At 66.9% G+C, this 17,746-nt stretch carries 11 protein-coding genes and 2 pseudogenes; 7 read left to right on the plus strand and 6 right to left on the minus strand.

The window, feature by feature from the left end:
- Nucleotides 1–35: 35 nt before the first annotated feature.
- Nucleotides 36–3,203 carry an adenylate/guanylate cyclase domain-containing protein gene (locus G6N27_RS15520; protein ID WP_163777258.1) on the plus strand — a complete coding sequence of 1,056 codons (3,168 nt, stop codon included), beginning with the start codon at nucleotides 36–38 and terminating at the stop codon, nucleotides 3,201–3,203.
- 9 nt (nucleotides 3,204–3,212) lie between these two features.
- Here the strand turns inward: G6N27_RS15520 and G6N27_RS15525 are convergent, their stop codons facing one another.
- Both G6N27_RS15525 and G6N27_RS15530 read right to left on the minus strand, forming a co-directional pair.
- A complete protein-coding gene (locus tag G6N27_RS15525; protein WP_163777260.1) occupies nucleotides 3,213–4,004 on the minus strand; it encodes an alpha/beta hydrolase in 792 nt (263 codons plus the stop codon).
- 79 nt (nucleotides 4,005–4,083) lie between these two features.
- Nucleotides 4,084–5,094: a PHP domain-containing protein gene (locus tag G6N27_RS15530; RefSeq protein WP_163777262.1), complete on the minus strand. Its 1,011-nt coding sequence runs from the start codon at nucleotides 5,092–5,094 to the stop codon at nucleotides 4,084–4,086.
- Between the two features lie 7 nt (nucleotides 5,095–5,101).
- Here G6N27_RS15530 and G6N27_RS25705 point away from each other — a divergent pair.
- Both G6N27_RS25705 and G6N27_RS25710 read left to right on the plus strand, forming a co-directional pair.
- Nucleotides 5,102–5,191: pseudogene (locus tag G6N27_RS25705) on the plus strand (sirohydrochlorin chelatase); the annotation flags it as partial.
- A gap of 114 nt (nucleotides 5,192–5,305) precedes the next feature.
- Nucleotides 5,306–5,395 (plus strand): annotated as a pseudogene (locus tag G6N27_RS25710) (sirohydrochlorin chelatase); the annotation flags it as partial.
- Between the two features lie 129 nt (nucleotides 5,396–5,524).
- Here G6N27_RS25710 and G6N27_RS15540 read toward each other — a convergent pair.
- A complete protein-coding gene (locus tag G6N27_RS15540; protein WP_163781865.1) occupies nucleotides 5,525–5,926 on the minus strand; it encodes a hypothetical protein in 402 nt (133 codons plus the stop codon).
- Nucleotides 5,927–5,987: 61 nt separating this feature from the next.
- Between G6N27_RS15540 and G6N27_RS15545 the strand changes: the two genes are divergently transcribed.
- Nucleotides 5,988–6,836 (plus strand): LLM class F420-dependent oxidoreductase, encoded by an 849-nt coding sequence (locus G6N27_RS15545; RefSeq protein WP_163777264.1) that lies wholly within the window; start codon nucleotides 5,988–5,990, stop codon nucleotides 6,834–6,836.
- A gap of 189 nt (nucleotides 6,837–7,025) precedes the next feature.
- Nucleotides 7,026–7,694 carry a LysM peptidoglycan-binding domain-containing protein gene (locus G6N27_RS15550; RefSeq protein ID WP_232064598.1) on the plus strand — a complete coding sequence of 223 codons (669 nt, stop codon included), beginning with the start codon at nucleotides 7,026–7,028 and terminating at the stop codon, nucleotides 7,692–7,694.
- Nucleotides 7,695–8,096: 402 nt separating this feature from the next.
- On the opposite strand, the gene G6N27_RS15555 is transcribed toward G6N27_RS15550, so the two are convergent.
- Both G6N27_RS15555 and gltB read right to left on the minus strand, forming a co-directional pair.
- Complete coding sequence (locus G6N27_RS15555; RefSeq protein WP_163777266.1) at nucleotides 8,097–9,569, minus strand: glutamate synthase subunit beta; 1,473 nt, start codon at nucleotides 9,567–9,569, stop codon at nucleotides 8,097–8,099.
- On the minus strand, nucleotides 9,562–14,151 hold the full coding sequence (gene gltB, locus G6N27_RS15560) for a glutamate synthase large subunit (RefSeq protein WP_163781869.1): 4,590 nt from the start codon (nucleotides 14,149–14,151) through the stop codon (nucleotides 9,562–9,564). Before gltB ends, G6N27_RS15555 begins: the two co-directional genes overlap by 8 nt.
- Before the next feature lie 687 nt (nucleotides 14,152–14,838).
- Between gltB and G6N27_RS15565 the strand changes: the two genes are divergently transcribed.
- On the plus strand, nucleotides 14,839–15,936 hold the full coding sequence (locus G6N27_RS15565; RefSeq protein ID WP_163777267.1) for a MinD/ParA family ATP-binding protein: 1,098 nt from the start codon (nucleotides 14,839–14,841) through the stop codon (nucleotides 15,934–15,936).
- On the opposite strand, the gene sigI is transcribed toward G6N27_RS15565, so the two are convergent.
- Nucleotides 15,933–16,790 (minus strand): RNA polymerase sigma factor SigI, encoded by an 858-nt coding sequence (gene sigI / locus G6N27_RS15570; protein ID WP_163777269.1) that lies wholly within the window; start codon nucleotides 16,788–16,790, stop codon nucleotides 15,933–15,935. The genes G6N27_RS15565 and sigI overlap by 4 nt on opposite strands.
- A 107-nt stretch (nucleotides 16,791–16,897) precedes the next feature.
- Between sigI and G6N27_RS15575 the strand changes: the two genes are divergently transcribed.
- Nucleotides 16,898–17,734 (plus strand): NAD(P)H-binding protein, encoded by an 837-nt coding sequence (locus G6N27_RS15575; RefSeq protein WP_163777271.1) that lies wholly within the window; start codon nucleotides 16,898–16,900, stop codon nucleotides 17,732–17,734.
- Nucleotides 17,735–17,746: the final 12 nt, after the last annotated feature.

The following is a 17,746-nucleotide window of genomic DNA, read 5'->3' on the forward strand; positions in this document are numbered from 1 at the left end:
TAATGCTGTGAACGGCGGCGGGCTGGCCGGGTGAGATGACGGCGGCAGGCTTGGTGTGCAGGTCGTGCGGCACTGAGTTGCCGGCGAACTCGAAGTTCTGCAACCACTGCGGTGCACCGGTCACGGCACACGACGCCCATGCTGAGTACAAGCAGGTAACGGTGCTGTTCGCCGATGTGGTGCATTCGATGGACATCGCCGCGGCGGTCGGTGCGGAGCGGTTGCGCGAGATCATGGCTGCCCTCTCCGACCGCTGTGCTGCTGTGGTGCAGCGATACGGCAGCACAATCACACAGTGGACCGGCGATGGGATCATGGCCGTGTTTGGCGCGCCGGTAGCGGCGGAAGATCACGCCGTCCTGGGCTGTCTGGCGGCCCTAGGCCTTCAGGAGGAGGCGACGCGGCTCGCCGTCGATGTGCGCGAGCATGACGGTATCGATCTGCGGTTGCGGGTCGGGCTGAATTCCGGCGAGGTGATCGCCGGTGCGATGGGTTCGGGCAAGTTTGGCTACGCCACCGTCGGTGAGCCGGTCGGGATGGCCCAGCGGATGGAGTCGGTTGCCCCCCCGGGCGGGGTGATGCTGAGTGCTTCGACTGTGCGACTTATTCAGGGTGTGGCGCATCTGGCTGCGACTGAGTTGGTCCGGGTCAAGGGTGTCGAGGAACCGGTGCCCGTTCGTCGGCTGTTGGGCATGACCGACGGGCATCGCGCCGGCGGGCGTGCGGAGGCGACTCTGGTCGGGCGGCACTGGGAGATGGCGGCGGTCGAGGGCTTGTTAGAGCGGGCCATCGGCGGTCACGGCGCGGTGGTCGGCGTGATGGGGTCAGCGGGCATCGGCAAGAGCCGTCTGGTGCGCGAGGTCACCGCAATGGCCGCCGCCCGGGGTGTCGAGGTCTTTACCGCCTTCTGCGAATCACACGCCAGCGATATCCCGTTTTACGTCGTGGCGCGGTTACTACGTGCTGCCACCGGCGTGCGCGGACTCGACAACGCGGCCGCTCGCGTGGGAGTGCGGGGTCAATTCCCCGCCGCCCACCCCGAGGACGTGCTGCTGTTGGAGGATCTGCTAGGGATCGCCGACCCCGATGTGGCGCTGGCCAAGATCGATCCGGACGCCCGCCGGCGGCGGTTGACCGCGCTCGTCAATGCCGCGTCGCTGGCCCGAAAAGCCCCGGCGGTCTATGTCATCGAGGACCTGCACTGGATCGACGGGGTGAGCGAATCCCTGTTGACCAACTTTGTCACGGTGGTCCCGCAGACGCCCTCGCTGGTGCTGATCAGCTACCGCCCCGAATATCGGGGCACGTTGAGCGGGGTGCCCGGTGCGCAGAGCATCGCCCTTGGCCCGCTGAGTGATTCGGAGACTGCAGCGTTGGTCTCGCAGCTGCTCGGGCCGGACCGTTCGGTTGGCGGGTTGGCCACAATGATCGCCGAAAGAGTCTCGGGTAACCCGTTTTTCGTCGAAGAGATGGTGCGCGATCTGGCCGAGCGGGGTGTGCTGACCGGAGCCCGTTGTAATTATGTCTGCCGGGCCGATCATGCCGATGCCGCCGTGCCGGCGACCCTGCAGGCCACCATCGGCGCCCGTATCGACCGGCTCTCCCCCGCCGCCAAGCAGACTCTGAGTGCCGCCGCGGTGATCGGGGTGCGATTTGACGCCGAGCAGTTGGCGTTGCTCGATGGTAAGGCTGAGCTGGGCGAGCTGATTGCTGCCGAACTTGTCGACCAGGTGCGGTTCACCCCGCACGCCGAGTACGCCTTCCACCATCCACTGATCCGGACCGTAGCCTACGAAACACAGCTGAAGTCCGACCGCGCCGAACTGCATCGGCGGCTGGCAACCGCCATCCAACAACACCACCCGGACTCGCTGGAAGAGAACGCCGCGCTGATCGCCGAGCATCTCGAGGCCGCCGGTGACCTGTGCGCTGCTTTCGGCTGGCACATGCGCGCCGGGGCATGGGCACAATTGCGCGATATCAGGGCCGCGCGCAACAGCTGGGAACGGGCCCGAACGATGGCCGACCGGTTGCCCACCGATGACCCGGGCCGAACGTCGATGCGCATCGCCCCGCGGACGCTGCTGTGCATGAACACCGTCCGGGTCGCCGGCAGCATCGCCGACACCGGCTTCGACGAACTGCGTGACCTCTGCAATGCCGCTGGCGACACAGTGTCGCTGGCGATCGGCATGGGCGGCCTGATGACGACGCTGGTATTCCATAACCGCTATCGGGAAGCGGCGCGGCTTGCGTCGGAGTGCAACCTGCTGCTCGCGTCGTTCGCTGATCCGCCGATGACGTTGATGTTGCTCATGAGCAGCGCCAAGTGGTTCGCAGGACAGGCAGCCGAAGGTCTGCGCTTGGCCCAGCGCGTCATCGATTTGGCCGACGGCGATCCCACCAAGGGCGCTCTGGGCCCCGTCGGGTCACCGTTGGCGATGGCATTCCTCATGCGTGGCAACTGTCGATATTGCCTCGGCGTTCCGGGCTGGAGGGAAGACCTCGACCAGGCGTTCGCGATGGCCCGCAGCGTCGACCCGAAGTCCTTCATCACCCCTGCGCTGTATAAGTACCGCTTCGCCGCCCATGCCGGGGCGGTGCTCCCCGACGCCGCGGCTGACCGGGACACCGCCGAAGCGATGAAGCTGGCCGAGCATTCCGGCGATGACTTCCAGGTGGATGCCGCCCGGGTCAGTCGCGGCCTTGTCCTCATCAATCAGGGCGGTTCGCAACGCGCCGCAGGTTTTGCGCTGCTCGCCGAGTTTCGTGAAGCTAACGTGCGGCATGGCTATGCGGAAAACGTAGTGCGGACCGTCGATACCGAGATCGCCAAGGAGAAAGCCAGGACCGGCGATATCGGCGGCGCCATCGAGTTGGCACGCGCGGTCGTCGACTACACCTTCGACGCGGGGGACGCGCTTTCCCTTGGCGAGGCCGTTCGGGTCTTGGTGGAATCCCTGTTGCAGCGCGGCACGAGCGCCGATCTCACAGAGGCGCAGGCCACGGTCGACCGACTGGCGGCAGAGCCGACCGACCCGGGATTCGTACTATTCGAGGTGGCGCTGCTGCGGATGCGGGCTCTTCTGGCGCGGGCTCGCGGTGACGCAGCGAGCTATGCCGAGTTCCGGGATCGCTATCGCGACACAGCGAAAGAGCTTGGCTTCGAAGGGCATATCGCCTTGGCCGAAGCGATGCCATGACGGCGCGGTTCATCCAGCCCGATTTGCAAGGACATGATTTTCCGCCATCCAGCTGTCGATGTAGCTCATAGTGATCGGCAGAGCCGTCCCAGAAAACACCATGTGGTCAGAGCGGGGGATCTGAACGCAGTCCCCGTGCTGGTACCGGGCTGCGGTCCGGCGCACGACTCGGGTTGGCACGATGCGGTCACACTCGGCACCTATCACCAGCACAGGGGCAGTGACCGCCGCGAAATCGACAACGGTGGCCTTCGAAAGCCTCGGCACTGCAAGGAGGAGTTCCCAAAGATAGCGACCGGACTCGCAGACGAAGCCGTCATATATCTCTCGGGCGCTGTCCTCGGTCTGCGTGTTGGCGATCCAACGTCGAGATTGCTCGAACGTCGGAGGGCGCCATGGCTTTTTCCAGGAGCGAGGCCGCAGCACGTGCGGCAGCATCATGCGCAAGCTTGTGAGTGTCCCACCCGTTGTGCCCGCCACGGGAGCGGGACACGCGGCTACCACGCCAGCCGGGCGGGCGCCCGCGGCGACCAACTGCGCCAGCAGACCGCCCATCGAGTGACCTACCAGAAGCGGCGGAGAATCCAGTGATTTCACGAACGCCACCAAGTCGTCGGCGTAGTCCCGAAGGCTTAGCGACGCGACCTTCTTCGCGCCTTCCCGCCTGGGCAGTTCGTGGTACCGCAGGGTCGGGGTGTGCACCGCGTATCCACGCTCTTCGAATGCAGCGCGGGCCGGAGCCAACTGCTCCCCACGACCAAAGGAGCCGTGAATCAAGACGACGTGTTTGGCGTCGGTCACGAAGCCAAGGATGACAGCCCAGGTGTTAGCCAGGGCCGCATACGCGTCGATTCGGCGACAGGCCAAGTCCGCGTTGGCGCTACCCGACCGATGCCGTCCACGCCAAAAGCTTCTCCACCGGCCAGGTGTTGACGATCCGCTCGGCCGGCACACCCGCGTCCAGCGCCCGCTGCGCGCCGTAGCCGAGGAAGTCCAACTGGCCCGGCGCGTGCGCGTCGGTGTCGATGCTGAACTCGCAGCCGATCTCCAGCGCGAGGTTCAGCAGCCGGGTGGGCGGGTCGCGTCGTTCGGGCCGGGAGTTGATCTCGACGGCGGTGCCGTGGTCGCGGCAGGCGGTGAACACCGCCTCGGCGTCGAACGTCGACTCCGGCCGCATACCGCGGTTGCCGGTGACCAGCCGTCCCGTGCAGTGCCCGAGCACGTCGGCGTGCCCGTCGCTGACGGCGCGCACCATTCGCCGTGTCATCGCCGCGGAGTCCATCGACAGCTTGGAGTGCACGCTGGCCACCACGACGTCGAGGCGGTCCAGCAGCTCGGGCTCCTGGTCGAGGCTGCCGTCGTCGAGGATGTCCACCTCGATGCCGGTCAGGATGCGCATCGGCGCGAACCGATCGCGCAGCGTGTCGATGACGTCGAGCTGTTTGCGCAGCCGCTCCGGCGACAAGCCGTTGGCGATCGTCAGGCGCGGCGAGTGGTCGGTCAGCGCGCAGTATTCGTGACCAAGCGCCTTCGCGGTGGCCATCATTTCCTCGATGTCCGCCGAACCGTCCGACCAGTTCGAGTGCAGATGCAGGTCGCCGCGTAGCGCGGCCCGGATTTCACCGCCGCCGAGATCCTGCGCGGCCGAACATAATTCGGCCAGGGCATCGGGTTCGCGGCCGGCCCAGGCCTGGGCGATCACCTTGGCCGTCTTCGGCCCGATACCGGGCAGCGACTGCCAGCTGTTGGCCTGGCCGTGCCGCTCGCGTTCGGCGTCGTCGAGGCGCTCGACGATGTCGGCGGCGTTGCGGTAGGCCATCACCCGACGGGTGTCTTCGCGCGCCCGGTCCTTGTAGTAGGCGATCTGACGCAGTGCGGCTACCGGATCCATTTCTCCAGTGTGCCCGCCGGCGACGATGCAGAGCGCAGCGATGAGGAGGAGCGGCGCAGTGTGCCCGCCGGCGACGATGCAGAGCGCAGCGATGAGGAGGAGCGGCGCAGTGTGCCCGCCGGCGACGATGCAGAGCGCAGCGATGAGGAGGAGCGGCGCAGTGTGCCCGCCGGCGACGATGCAGAGCGCAGCGATGAGGAGGAGCGGCGCAGTGTGCCCGCCGGCGACGATGCAGAGCGCAGCGATGAGGAGGAGCGGCGCAGTGTGCCCGCCGGCGACGATGCAGAGCGCAGCGATGAGGAGGAGCGGCGCAGTGTGCCCGCCGGCGACGATGCAGAGCGCAGCGATGAGGAGGAGCGGCGCAGTGTGCCCGCCGGCGACGATGCAGAGCGCAGCGATGAGGAGGAGCGGCGCAGTGTGCCCCGTCTCGCTAGAGCAACTGGCCGACGACGAAGCCGGCGAAGATCACCCCGAAGCCGCCGATCTCCGCGACGATCAGCGCGAGCATCGCGAGTTTCAGTGCGCCGTCCGGCTTTTCGAACTGGTTGTCGGTGTCCCGCCGCAGACCGTGGGCGATATAGCTGAGGATGGCCGCGACGAAGAAGAACACCAGGAACGCCGCCGCGGTCAAGTTGACCCAGGCCGGCCAAGCGCTGAACTGCACGAAGACCGCGACCAGCAGCGTCGCGAACGAATACAGCAGCGCCGCGCGGTGGGCGATGTCGACGTAGGGATGCGCGCGATGATCCTGCGACGCCAGCATCTGGCGGTACTTCCACACACCGAGCACCAATGCGAGCAGGAAGATCAGCCCGGCGGCCAGCAGGGTCATCCTGACGTCGTAGCGCAGCACGTTGCGGCACGAGTCGAGAAGCGGGACTACCGTCGGATTAATGCGATTCGCGTTCAAAACCTCACCCCAAAACACCACCTGGAAACAGATGCTCGCCGTCTGGCAGACCGCCGACGATATCGACGTTTTCGAATCCGGGTGGACCTTCGACCACTTCTACCCGATCTTCAGCGACAGCGCCGGACCCTGTCTGGAGGGCTGGACGACGTTGACGGCACTAGCCCAGGCGACCACGCGACTGCGGCTGGGCACTCTGGTCACCGGCATCCACTACCGCCATCCCGCGGTGCTGGCCAACATGGCCACCGCGCTGGACATCATCTCCGACGGCCGGCTCGAGCTGGGCATCGGCGCCGGATGGAACGAGGAGGAATCCGGCGCCTACGGCATCGAGCTCGGCAGCATCAAAGAACGCTTCGACCGGTTCGAAGAAGCTTGCGGAGTGCTGACCAGCCTGCTGAGCAACGAGACGACCAACTTCGACGGCACCTACTACCAGCTCAAAGACGCCCGCAACGAACCCAAGGGCCCGCAGCGTCCGCACCCGCCGATCTGCATCGGAGGCAGTGGTGAAAAGCGCACGCTGCGGATCACCGCCCGCTATGCCCAACACTGGAACTTCGCCGGCGGACCGCCGGATCTGTTCGCGCACAAGCTCGAGGTGCTGAAATCCCACTGCGCCGACATCGGGCGCGATCCGAAGGAGATCGTGACCTCGGCGCATCTGCGGCTGGAGGACGATCTCAACTACGCGAAGGTCATCGACGACGCGACCGCGCTGGCCGCCGAGGGACTCGATCTGGGCATCGTGTACATCCCGGTGCCGCATGACCCGGGGGTGCTGGAGCCGCTGGCCGAGGCGATCCGCGACTCGGGGTTGCGCGACTGAGGGAAGCGCATCAGCTGAACAGTGCGCCAACGCCGGGCGCCGCGTGTCGAATCCGCGGCGCCCGGTCTTGGCGCTTTGTTTTCGGGTAGCGGACTACTCGTGCCCAGCTCAGCCTGCTCGGCGCACCATGGAACCCGAGCACAGAACTGCTCGTACGTCACACCCTAAGACACCGCCAAATGCTCTGTCTTGGAAAGGATCTGGGAAGAAACGAAGAACTATGATGTCCAACAAGGCGACACCCTGTTCACCATCGCTCAACGTGAATACGGAGACGGCAACCTGTTCTCGGTGATCGCACTGCAGAATCACCTCGCTGATCCAGACCTGGTCGAGGTCGGAGAACAGCTGCTGATCCCGTACGTCACCTACCGGCATCAGGTCACCGCACTTGATTCCAACGTGGCGCGAAAGGAGATCACCCAGCACTACTACGGCACGACGGACTCCAATGTCGAGTTGATCTGGGAGATCGTCAACGGAGTGGCCCAGCGTGAGATCCACCAGGGCACCTGGCTGCACATGCCCGACCTCACCAATGTCGGTCACTACACCGTCGTCGCGGACGAAACCCTCCCGGGCCTGGCCGCCCGCTGGTACGGCGACGATCACCTCGCGGTCATCATCGAACTCGCCAACAACCTGCCCACGGGCAGCTCGTTGACTGCCGGTCAAGTGCTGATTCAGCCGGGATTGAACCGCCTGCGCCACGTGGCCGGCGATACCCTGGCCTCGCTGTGCCTTGAGGAGTACGGCGACGCGGACCTTGACACCAGAATCGCCGTCGTCGCGGCGGCCAATCACATCAATACGCCGGATGCGGTCTTCTGCAACCAGGCGGTGTATATCCCTTCGTAACCCCTCGAAGCCCCTTTGGAGCCCAAAATCACGTGATCGCGCTTCGGACACGCCGCGATCACAACCTCGCAAAGTTCAGCAAAGCTGCGCCATGCAGCCGATGAACGCTTGCGTCGGCTCAAACGCCGAAGCGCAGCAGGTCTTCCGGGGTCACCAAGCGCTCGAGCTTTGCCGGGAATTCCCGGCTCTTGACTGGGTGTCGGAACCATGACCAGGCGATTCGGCCGACCCGTGAGCGGGTCATCGGGTTCATATACACAGCGCTAACTCCTGCGGTCGATCAGCTCAACCGGGCCCCACACCCCGCGACGCCCGTATCGAACTATTAGACAGCCTTCGGCTGGCAAATAGTGTAAGACTCGCCGCAACATTTATCAAATGTTGCGTACGTGACGAATGTGACTAGCGTTGCGGAGCCGCCGTGGGGGCGATCGGTGCGGGCAGCGCCGTCTCCCCCATCAGGAACCGATCCACCGCCGCCGCGGCCGCGCGCCCCTCGGCGATCGCCCAGACGATCAGCGACTGGCCCCGACCCGCGTCGCCGGCCACGAAGACACCCGGAACCGACGTCTCGAAGTTCGCGCCACGCGCCACGTTGCCCCGCTCGGTGAACTCGACACCGAGCTCGGTGAGCAGGCCCGGCTTCTCCGGCCCGACGAATCCCATCGCCAGCAACACCAGGTCGGCGTCGAGTTCGAAGTCGGTGCCCTCGGTCTTGACGAACTTCCCGTCCTGCATCGTCACCTCGTGCAGCTTGAGCGCGGCGACGTGGCCGTCCCGGCCGACGAACTCCTCGGTGTTCACCGAGAACACCCGCTCGCCGCCCTCTTCGTGCGCCGACGACACCCGGAACATCAGCGCGTAGGTGGGCCACGGGGTGGACGGGGCACGGCTCTCCGGGGGGCGCGGCATGATCTCGAGCTGGTGGATGCTGGCCGCGCCCTGGCGGTGCGCGGTGCCCAGGCAGTCGGCACCGGTGTCGCCGCCGCCGATGATGATGACCTTCTTGTCCTTCGCGGTGATCGGCGGCTCGCCGTCGGCGCCCAATACGTCGTCACCCTCCTGCACCCGGTTGCCCCACGGCAGGTACTCCATCGCCTGATGGATGCCGTCCAGGTCGCGGCCGGTGATCGGCAGGTCGCGCCAGGCGGTCGCACCGCCGGCCAGCACCACGGCGTCGAACTCCGAGCGCAGCTGCTCGGCGGTGATGTCCGCGCCGACGTCGACGCCGGCGCGGAACTCGGTGCCCTCGGCCTTCATCTGCTCGAGCCGGCGGTCCAGGTGGCGCTTTTCCATCTTGAACTCGGGGATGCCGTAGCGCAGCAGCCCACCGATCCGGTCGGCCCGCTCGAACACCGTCACACGGTGTCCGGCCCGGGTCAGTTGCTGTGCGGCCGCCAGGCCGGCCGGGCCGGAGCCGATCACCGCGACGGTCTTTCCGGTGTGCTGGTCGGCTTCCGGTGGCAGCGGAACCACCCAGCCTTCGTCAAAGGCGTTGTCGATGATCTCGACTTCGATCTGCTTGATCGTCACCGCATCCTGGTTGATGCCCAGCACACAGGACGATTCGCACGGCGCCGGGCAGAGCCGGCCGGTGAACTCGGGGAAGTTGTTGGTGGCGTGCAGCCGTTCGATCGCGTCCCGCCACCGATCGGTGCGGACCAGGTCATTCCACTCCGGGATCAGGTTGCCCAGCGGACAACCGTTGTGGCAGAACGGAATCCCACAGTCCATGCACCGCGTCGCCTGGTGCTGCAAGGACGTGTGCGGGAAGTCTTCGTAGACCTCGTGCCAGTCTTTGAGCCGCAGGTCCACCGGACGGCGCTGCGGTGTTTCCCGGTGGGTGTACTTGAGGAAGCCCTTGGGATCAGGCACTGGCGGCCGCCATGATCGCCTGTTCGGGGTCAGTGCCGGTGCGCTCGGCCTCGGCGATCGCCTCCAACACCCGCTTGTAGTCGCGCGGCATCACCTTGGCGAAACGCTGTTGCGCGCCATCCCAGTCGGCCAGCACCCGCTGCCCGATCGCGGAGTCGGTGGCGTCGACATGCGCCTGGATGATCCCCTGCAGGAACTCGAGGTCGTCTTCGTCGAGCGCCTCGATCTCCACCATCTCGGAGTTGAGATTGGCCTCCAACGCGTCCTCCGGGTCGTAGACGTAGGCGATGCCGCCGGACATGCCCGCGGCGAAGTTGCGGCCGGTGTCGCCGAGAATCACGACCTTGCCGCCGGTCATGTATTCGCAGCCGTGATCGCCGACGCCTTCGACCACCGCCTCCGCGCCGGAGTTACGCACGGCGAACCGCTCGCCGACCACCCCGCGCAGGAACGCCTGGCCGCTGGTGGCGCCGAACAGGATCACGTTGCCGCCGATGATGTTGTCTTCGGCCACATAGCCTTCCGGCGCGTCGTCCGGTGGCCGCACCACGATTCGTCCGCCGGACAAACCCTTGCCGACGTAGTCGTTGGCGTCGCCGTACACCCGCAACGTGATGCCCGGCGGGACGAACGCGCCGAAGCTGTTGCCCGCCGACCCGGTGAAGGTGATGTCGATGGTGCCGTCCGGCAACCCTTGGCCGCCATAGGCTTTCGTCACTTCATGGCCGAGCATGGTGCCGACTGTCCGGTTGACGTTGGCGATGGTGGTGGAGAAGCTGACCGGCTTCTGGGAGTCCAGCGCTTCGCGGCACATCACGATCAGCTGCTGATCCAGCGCCTTGTCCAGACCGTGGTCCTGCTTGGAGCTGTTGTACAGATCCTGGTTCATGAAGGCCGAATCCGGCTCGTGCAGCACCGGCGACAAGTCCAGCTTGTGCGCCTTCCAGTGCGCGCGGGCCAGCGTGGTGTCCAGCGCCCCGACCTGACCCACCGCCTCGTTGAGGGTGCGGAAGCCGAGCTGCGCCATGTACTCGCGGACCTCTTCGGCGATGAACAGGAAGAAGTTCTCCACGAATTCGGGTTTGCCGGTGAATCGTTCGCGTAGCACCGGGTTCTGGGTGGCCACGCCGACCGGGCAGGTGTCGAGATGGCAGACCCGCATCATGATGCAGCCGGACACCACCAGCGGAGCCGTCGCGAAGCCGAATTCCTCGGCGCCCAGCAGCGCCGCGATCATCACGTCACGGCCGGTCTTGAGCTGACCGTCGACCTGGACGACGATCCGATCGCGTAATCCGTTGAGCAACAACGTCTGCTGCGTCTCGGCGAGGCCGAGCTCCCACGGCGCGCCGGCGTGCTTCATCGACGTCAGTGGGGTCGCGCCGGTGCCGCCGTCGTGTCCGGAGATCAGCACCACGTCCGCGTGTGCTTTGGAGACGCCGGCCGCAACCGTCCCGACGCCGTTCTCGGAGACCAGCTTGACGTGGATCCGCGCGGACGGGTTGGCGTTCTTCAGGTCGTGGATCAGCTGCGCGAGGTCCTCGATCGAATAGATGTCGTGGTGCGGCGGGGGAGAGATCAGGCCCACGCCGGGAGTCGAATGCCGCACCTCGGCGATCCACGGATAGACCTTGCCGGCCGGAAGCTGGCCGCCCTCACCGGGTTTGGCGCCCTGAGCCATCTTGATCTGGATGTCGGTGCAGTTGGTTAGGTAGTGCGAGGTGACGCCGAAGCGCGCCGAGGCGACCTGCTTGATCGCGCTGCGCCGCCAGTCGCCGTTCGGGTCGCGGTCGAACCGGCTGACGTGCTCGCCGCCCTCGCCGCAGTTCGACCGGCCGCCGAGGCGGTTCATCGCGATCGCCAGCGTCTCGTGCGCTTCGGCGGAGATCGAGCCGTAGCTCATCGCGCCGGTCGAGAAGCGCTTGACGATCTCGCTGGCCGGCTCGACGTCGTCGAGCGGGATCCGCTTGCGCCCCTCACGGAATTTCAGCAGGCCGCGCAGCGACGCCATCCGCTCACTCTGGTCGTCGATCAGCCGGGTGTATTCCTTGAAGATTTCGTACTGACCGGTGCGGGTGGAGTGCTGCAGCTTGAACACCGTGTCGGGGTTGAACAGGTGGTATTCACCTTCGCGGCGCCACTGGTATTCCCCGCCCACCTCGAGTTCGCGGTGCGCGCGCTCGTCGGGCCGGTCCAGGAACGCCAGGGCGTGCCGGGTCGCGACGTCGGCGGCGATGTCGGCCAGGGTGATTCCGCCGGTGGGACAGGTCAATCCGGTGAAGTACTCGCCGAGCACGTCTTCGTCGACGCCGACGGCCTGGAACAGCTGGGCGCCGGTGTAGGAGGCCAGCGTCGAGATGCCCATCTTGGACATCACCTTCAGCACACCCTTGCCGGCGGCCTTGATGTAGTTGTTCAGCGCCTTCTCGCGGTCGAGCCCGTCGGCGGCGCCGAAAACACCTTTGTCCAGCATGACCTCGATCGACTCGAACGCCATGTACGGGTTGATCGCCGCCGCACCGAATCCGATCAGCGTGGCCATGTGGTGCACCTCGCGGGCGTCGCCCGACTCGACGACCAGGCCGACCTTGGTGCGGCTGCGTTCGCGGACCAGGTGGTGGTGCACCGCCGACACCGCCAGCAGCGACGGGATCGGCGCCAGCTGCTCGTCGGATTCCCGGTCGGACAGGATGATGATCCGCGCGCCGTCGGCGATCGCCGCCGAGGTCTGCGCACGCACGTCGTCGAGGGCCGCCTTGAGGCCGGCGCCGTTCTCGGCGACCGGGTACAGGCAGCGAATAACCTTGGAGCGCAAGCCATGCCGACGGCCGTTGACCTCGACGTCGGGGTCGAGGTTGATCAGCTTGGCCAGCTCGTGGTTACGCAGGATGGGCTGCGGCATCATGATCTGGCGACATGATTCCGAATTGGGGTTGAGCAGGTCGCCCTCCGGCCCGACGGTGCCCGACAGGCTGGTCACCACCTCTTCGCGGATGGCGTCCAGCGGCGGGTTGGTCACCTGGGCGAACAGTTGCTGGAAGTAGTCGAACAGCATCCGCGGCCGCTGCGAGAGCACCGCGACCGGGGTGTCGGTGCCCATCGAGCCGATCGGCTCGGCGCCGGTCCGCGCCATCGGCGCCACCAGCAGGTTCAGCTCTTCGTAGGTGTAGCCGAACACCAACTGCCGCAGCACAACCCGGTGGTGCAGCATCCGGTCGTAGTCACCCAGCGGCAGCTCGGCCAGCGGGATCAGACCCTTGTCCAGCCACTCCTGGTACGGCTGCTCGGCGGCCAGCTCGGCCTTGATCTCCTCGTCGGCCACGATGCGGCCCTGCGCCATGTCGACCAGGAACATCCGGCCGGGCTGCAGCCGCATCCGGCGCACCACCTTCGACGGCTCGATGTCGAGCACACCGACCTCGGAGGCCATCACCACCAGGCCGTCTTCGGTGACCCAGATGCGGGACGGGCGCAGCCCGTTGCGGTCCAGCACCGCACCCACCACGGTGCCGTCGGTGAACGTCATCGACGCAGGTCCGTCCCACGGCTCCATCAGCGATGCGTGGTACTCGTAGAACGCCCGCCGCGCGGGATCCATCGACGGGTGGCGTTCCCAGGCCTCGGGGATCATCATCAGCACCGCGTGCGGCAGGCTGCGGCCGCCCAGGTGCAGCAACTCCAGCGCCTCGTCGAAACGCGCGGTGTCCGAGGCGCCCGGGGTACAGATCGGGAACAGCTTGTCGACGTCGTCGCGGGAGCCGAACACGTCGGTGTCAATCAGCGCCTCGCGGGCCCGCATCCAGTTCTCGTTGCCGGTGACGGTGTTGATCTCGCCGTTGTGGGCGATGCGCCGGAACGGGTGGGCCAGCGGCCACGACGGGAAGGTGTTCGTGGAGAACCGCGAGTGCACGATGCCCAGCGCGCTGGTCAGTCGCTGGTCTTGCAGGTCGAGGTAGAACGCCTTGAGCTGCGGGGTGGTCAGCATGCCCTTGTAGACCATGGTCTGACCGGAAAGGCTTGGGAAATAAACGGTTTCACGCCCGGGGCCGTCTTGGCCGGGGCCCTTGGTGCCGAGCTCGTGCTCGGCACGCTTGCGGACGACGTAGGCGCGACGCTCGAGCGTCATGCCGTCGGCGCCGGCGATGAAGATCTGCCGGAAGGTGGGCATCGCGTCACGGGCCAACGCGCCCAGCGAGGATTCGTCGGTGGGCACGTTGCGCCAGCCCAGCACCTGCAGGCCCTCGGCCTCGACGATCTTCTCCACCGCGGCGCACGCCGCCGTCGCATCTTTGGACGACTGTGGCAGGAACGCGATGCCGGTGGCGTAGCTGCCGGCTTCGGGTAGCTCGAAGTCGACGACCTGACGGAAGAAGTCATCAGGAACCTGGATCAAGATGCCGGCGCCGTCGCCGCTGTTCGGCTCGGCGCCCTGGGCGCCGCGATGCTCGAGGTTGACCAGCGCGGTGATGGCCTTGTCCACAATGTTGCGGCTGCGCCGGCCGTGCATGTCGACGACCATGGCCACCCCGCACGAGTCATGCTCGAATGCGGGGTTGTAGAGCCCGACACGTTGGGGCGCCATTCCCACCTGACCCTTCACCGAAGAACTTTCCGCCGCGGAATCGCCTCCGCTCCGTTGGCGCCGCCCGGAAGGCTGTGGGCTAGACCCCATCGGTCTTGTCGAATGTGGTGTTCGCCTGGTGGCGATGATCCGGTCGGGGATTCATCCGTGCAGCGCTGAACGGTGGCCCAGTTCCCGGTTTCGACAAGTCGTAAAACGATATGACAAAACCCGCCTGACATGCCAACTTGACCAATTCTAACCTCAGGGTCGCCGGTGCCGCTGCGCCGAGCGACGATCTGCTGCCCGGCTGCTCGGGTCGGCCTGTGCCGCAGGGCATTTGGGCGCGCCGCAGCGAGCTTTGATCGGGCCGCTATCGGCCGGACAGCCGGGCCGGCCGGGTCGCGAATTTGCTGTGATTGCGGCCAAACGCGTTATCGAGAAGCCGCTCGGCTCACAGCGATCGCGTCCGGCGGGTGACCGAACTCACCATAAGCCGTGGCAGCGGGCGTCGCCGAGCCCACGTGACCCGCCCGCAGCCGGCCTGGACCGGACGGCACCGGCCGCTGCGTAAAAGTTGCCCGGGTTTTTCCGGTGCCGAGGGCTGTGACCTGCGCGATCAATCATCGTGGCAGTGGACCGCTCGCGGCGGACTTACGATGCCTTCGTGCCCCAGCTCACCGTCGCGACAGGCTCTACGGCCGGTTCATGAGCGAATCCGACGACTTCCTGCGTGACCGGGTGCGGCCGGCGCAGCCCGCGCCGTACGGTGCGCCGACGGGCCCGCCGCCCCGACCACAGGGCGCAAACCCCCGTCCGGCACCCCCTCAGCCACCCACTCCCCCGCCACCGGCCGAGCGGCCGTCGTGGAGCACTCTCGACTTCGCGCCGCGCAGCGCGGCCGAACTGAAGCGCCCCGGCCCGAAATACGGCTGGCGACGCGCCGTCTATCGGGCGACGTTCGGAGTCGTCAACCCCGGGCCGTCGGCCGCGGAAAAGCAGGAGGATGCCTACGAGGCGGCGATCGGCTCGGCGCTGCGGGGCAACTACAAGGTCGGCGTGCTGGGCAAAGGCGGCGTCGGTAAAACCACAGTCGCGGCCAGCGTCGGCTCGATCTTCGCCGAGCTGCGTCGTCAGGACCGGGTGGTCGCCGTCGACGCCGACACGGCTTTCGGCCGGCTCGGCAGCCGCATCGACCCGCAGACCAGCGGGTCGTATTGGGAACTCGCCTCCGACAAGAACCTTCAATCGTTCGCCGACGTGAGCACCCGCGTCGGCAGTAACTCCGCGGGCCTGTACGTGCTGGCCGGCGAGCCGACGGCAGGACCGCGGCGGGTGCTCGATCCTGCGCTGTACCGCGAGGCCACCTCGCGTCTCGACCGGCATTTCACAATCGCGATCATCGACTGCGGTTCCACGATGGACGCCCCGGTCACCCAGGAGGCGCTCAGCGACCTGGACGCGCTGATCGTGGTGTCCTCGCCCTGGGCCGACGGCGCCTCGGCAGCGGCCCAGACGATGGAATGGCTGGCAGCCCATGGCCGTACCAGCCTGCTGCGTCGCACCGTGGTGGTGCTCAACGACTCGGACGGCCACTCGGACAATCGCACTCGTTCGGTGCTGGCGCACCAGTTCGTCAACCGCGGGCAGACGGTCGTGCAGGTGCCCTTCGATCCGCACCTGCGGCCGGGCGGCGTCATTGACGTGCGCAGCGAGCTGGGTCGCGGCACCCGGCGCAAGTTCCTCGAGATCGCCGCGACGATCGCGGGGTTCTTCGCAACGCGCCCGGACGGCCCGCGCCGCTAGCCCGACCGCAGCGACGGGTCGGCGGTGGCCTCGATCTTGGTCACCAGTTGCCCGTCGATGGTCAGCACGATGACCGCGAACAGCCGTCGCTCGGCGAACGCCAGCAGCACCGGCTGGCCGACGGGACCGCTCACCACCGTCACCCCCGGCCCCAGGTAACGCAGCAGGTTGACCGCGACGTCGTGTGGCCCGTAGTTGATCTGCGGCGGCGGTGCCGGATCGGCGAGCACCGTGCCGACACCCCACACCGTCGGGTCCAGCACCGCGGCCAGGCCGGCCAGATCGCCGTCGGCGCAGGCGGTGATGAACTTCTCGGTGACCAGCTGGTGTTCGGCGACCGGCACGTCGCTTGGGTTCGGCTGCGCGAGAGTGAATTTCGTCCGGGCGCGGCGGGCAAGCTGGCGGCACGTGCCGACCGGGCGGCCGACGGTCTCGGCGATCGCGTCGAACGGGACGCCGAACACGTCGTGCAACACGAACGCCACCCGCTCACCGGGGCTGAGCCTGCGCAGCACCTCCAGCAGCGCCGTGCGGACCTCGTCGTCGAGGGTGACTCGATCGGCCGGATCCGGACGCCCGGATTGGTTGAGCGCCGCGGCTTCTGAGCCGATATCGTCGGGCCGCTCGTAGCGGGCGCGCGCAGATCGCACCTGATCCAGGCAGAGCCGGCCCGCCACCACGGTCAGCCACGCACGGATGTCGTCGATCTCGGCGGGGTCGGTGCGTGACAGCCGCAGAAACGCCTCTTGCGCAACATCTTCGGCGTCACCGACATCGCCGAGCATCTGGTACGCCAAATTGACCAGGTAGGGCCGATGCCGTCGCCAGGCCTGGGTGATCTGGTCATTGCTCATGAATTCATGACGATCTAGTCGGTCGAAAAGTTACAAGGTCCGATGTGTAACTTTCTCACCTCTCGGACCGTCCTTGACTAAAAGCGTGTTTACCTCAGGAGGGTCCCATGACCATCGTCGTCACCGGTGCGACCGGAAACGTCGGCCGCCCGCTCGTCACCCAGCTTGCCGCCGCGGGTGTCCCGGTGCGGGCTGTCACCCGCACACCATCGGCGAGTCAATTTCCCGACGGCGTGCAAGCGGCTGACTCGGTTCTCGACGCGCTCCCCGGCGCGTCGGCGGTGTTCCTGAATTCCCGTGCGCTCGGTCCGCAGCTGTCCGACGTGGTGGAGTCGGCCCGACGCCACCGGGTACGCAAACTGGTTGCGCTGTCGGCAATCAACGCCGACGACGACTTCTCCCGGCAACCGTCGCGGGTTCGCGGCGACCGCAACAAAGAGGTCGAGCAACTCTGCGTCGACTCCGGTCTGGAGTGGGTGAGCCTGCGGCCCACGGTGTTCGCCACGAACTTCGTCGGCATGTGGTCGGCGCAGATTCGTGCCGGCGATGTCGTCGGCGGGCCCTACGCCGCGGCCTCCAGCGCGCCGATCGTCGAAGCCGATATCGCAGCGGTGGCCGCGCACGCGTTGTCCACCGACGAGCTTGTCGGCCAGAAGATCCCGCTGACCGGACCGCAGGCCCTGACCAACACCGAGCTGGTCGACGTCATCGGCACCGTCCTGGGCCGGCCACTGCGCTACGTCGAGGCCCCACCCGACGTGGTGCGGCAGCGCTTCATCGCCATCGGCCTGGGCGGCGACTTCGCGGATGCGTACACGGCCATGCTCGCCGACTCCGTCGACAATCCCGCCCTGGTCACCGGGGAGGTCGAGAAGATCACCGGCCGGCCGGCGACCACCTTCGCCCAGTGGGTTTCCGCTCACCGTCAGCTGTTCGCGAAATAGGAAGGAAAACAG

The organism is Mycobacterium cookii (assembly GCF_010727945.1).
Taxonomy (GTDB): domain Bacteria; phylum Actinomycetota; class Actinomycetes; order Mycobacteriales; family Mycobacteriaceae; genus Mycobacterium; species Mycobacterium cookii.

Bases quoted from the DNA above. Each gene is read 5' to 3' on its own strand.
- G6N27_RS15520 (WP_163777258.1), top strand. From the start codon at position 36: ATGACGGCGGCAGGCTTGGTGTGCAGGTCGTGCGGCACTGAGTTGCCG.
- G6N27_RS15530 (WP_163777262.1), bottom strand. From the start codon at position 5,094: ATGGATCCGGTAGCCGCACTGCGTCAGATCGCCTACTACAAGGACCGG.
- G6N27_RS15540 (WP_163781865.1), bottom strand. From the start codon at position 5,926: ATGACCCTGCTGGCCGCCGGGCTGATCTTCCTGCTCGCATTGGTGCTC.
- G6N27_RS15545 (WP_163777264.1), top strand. From the start codon at position 5,988: ATGCGATTCGCGTTCAAAACCTCACCCCAAAACACCACCTGGAAACAG.
- gltB (WP_163781869.1), bottom strand. From the start codon at position 14,151: ATGGCGCCCCAACGTGTCGGGCTCTACAACCCCGCATTCGAGCATGAC.
- G6N27_RS15565 (WP_163777267.1), top strand. From the start codon at position 14,839: ATGAGCGAATCCGACGACTTCCTGCGTGACCGGGTGCGGCCGGCGCAG.
- sigI (WP_163777269.1), bottom strand. From the start codon at position 16,790: ATGAGCAATGACCAGATCACCCAGGCCTGGCGACGGCATCGGCCCTAC.
- G6N27_RS15575 (WP_163777271.1), top strand. From the start codon at position 16,898: ATGACCATCGTCGTCACCGGTGCGACCGGAAACGTCGGCCGCCCGCTC.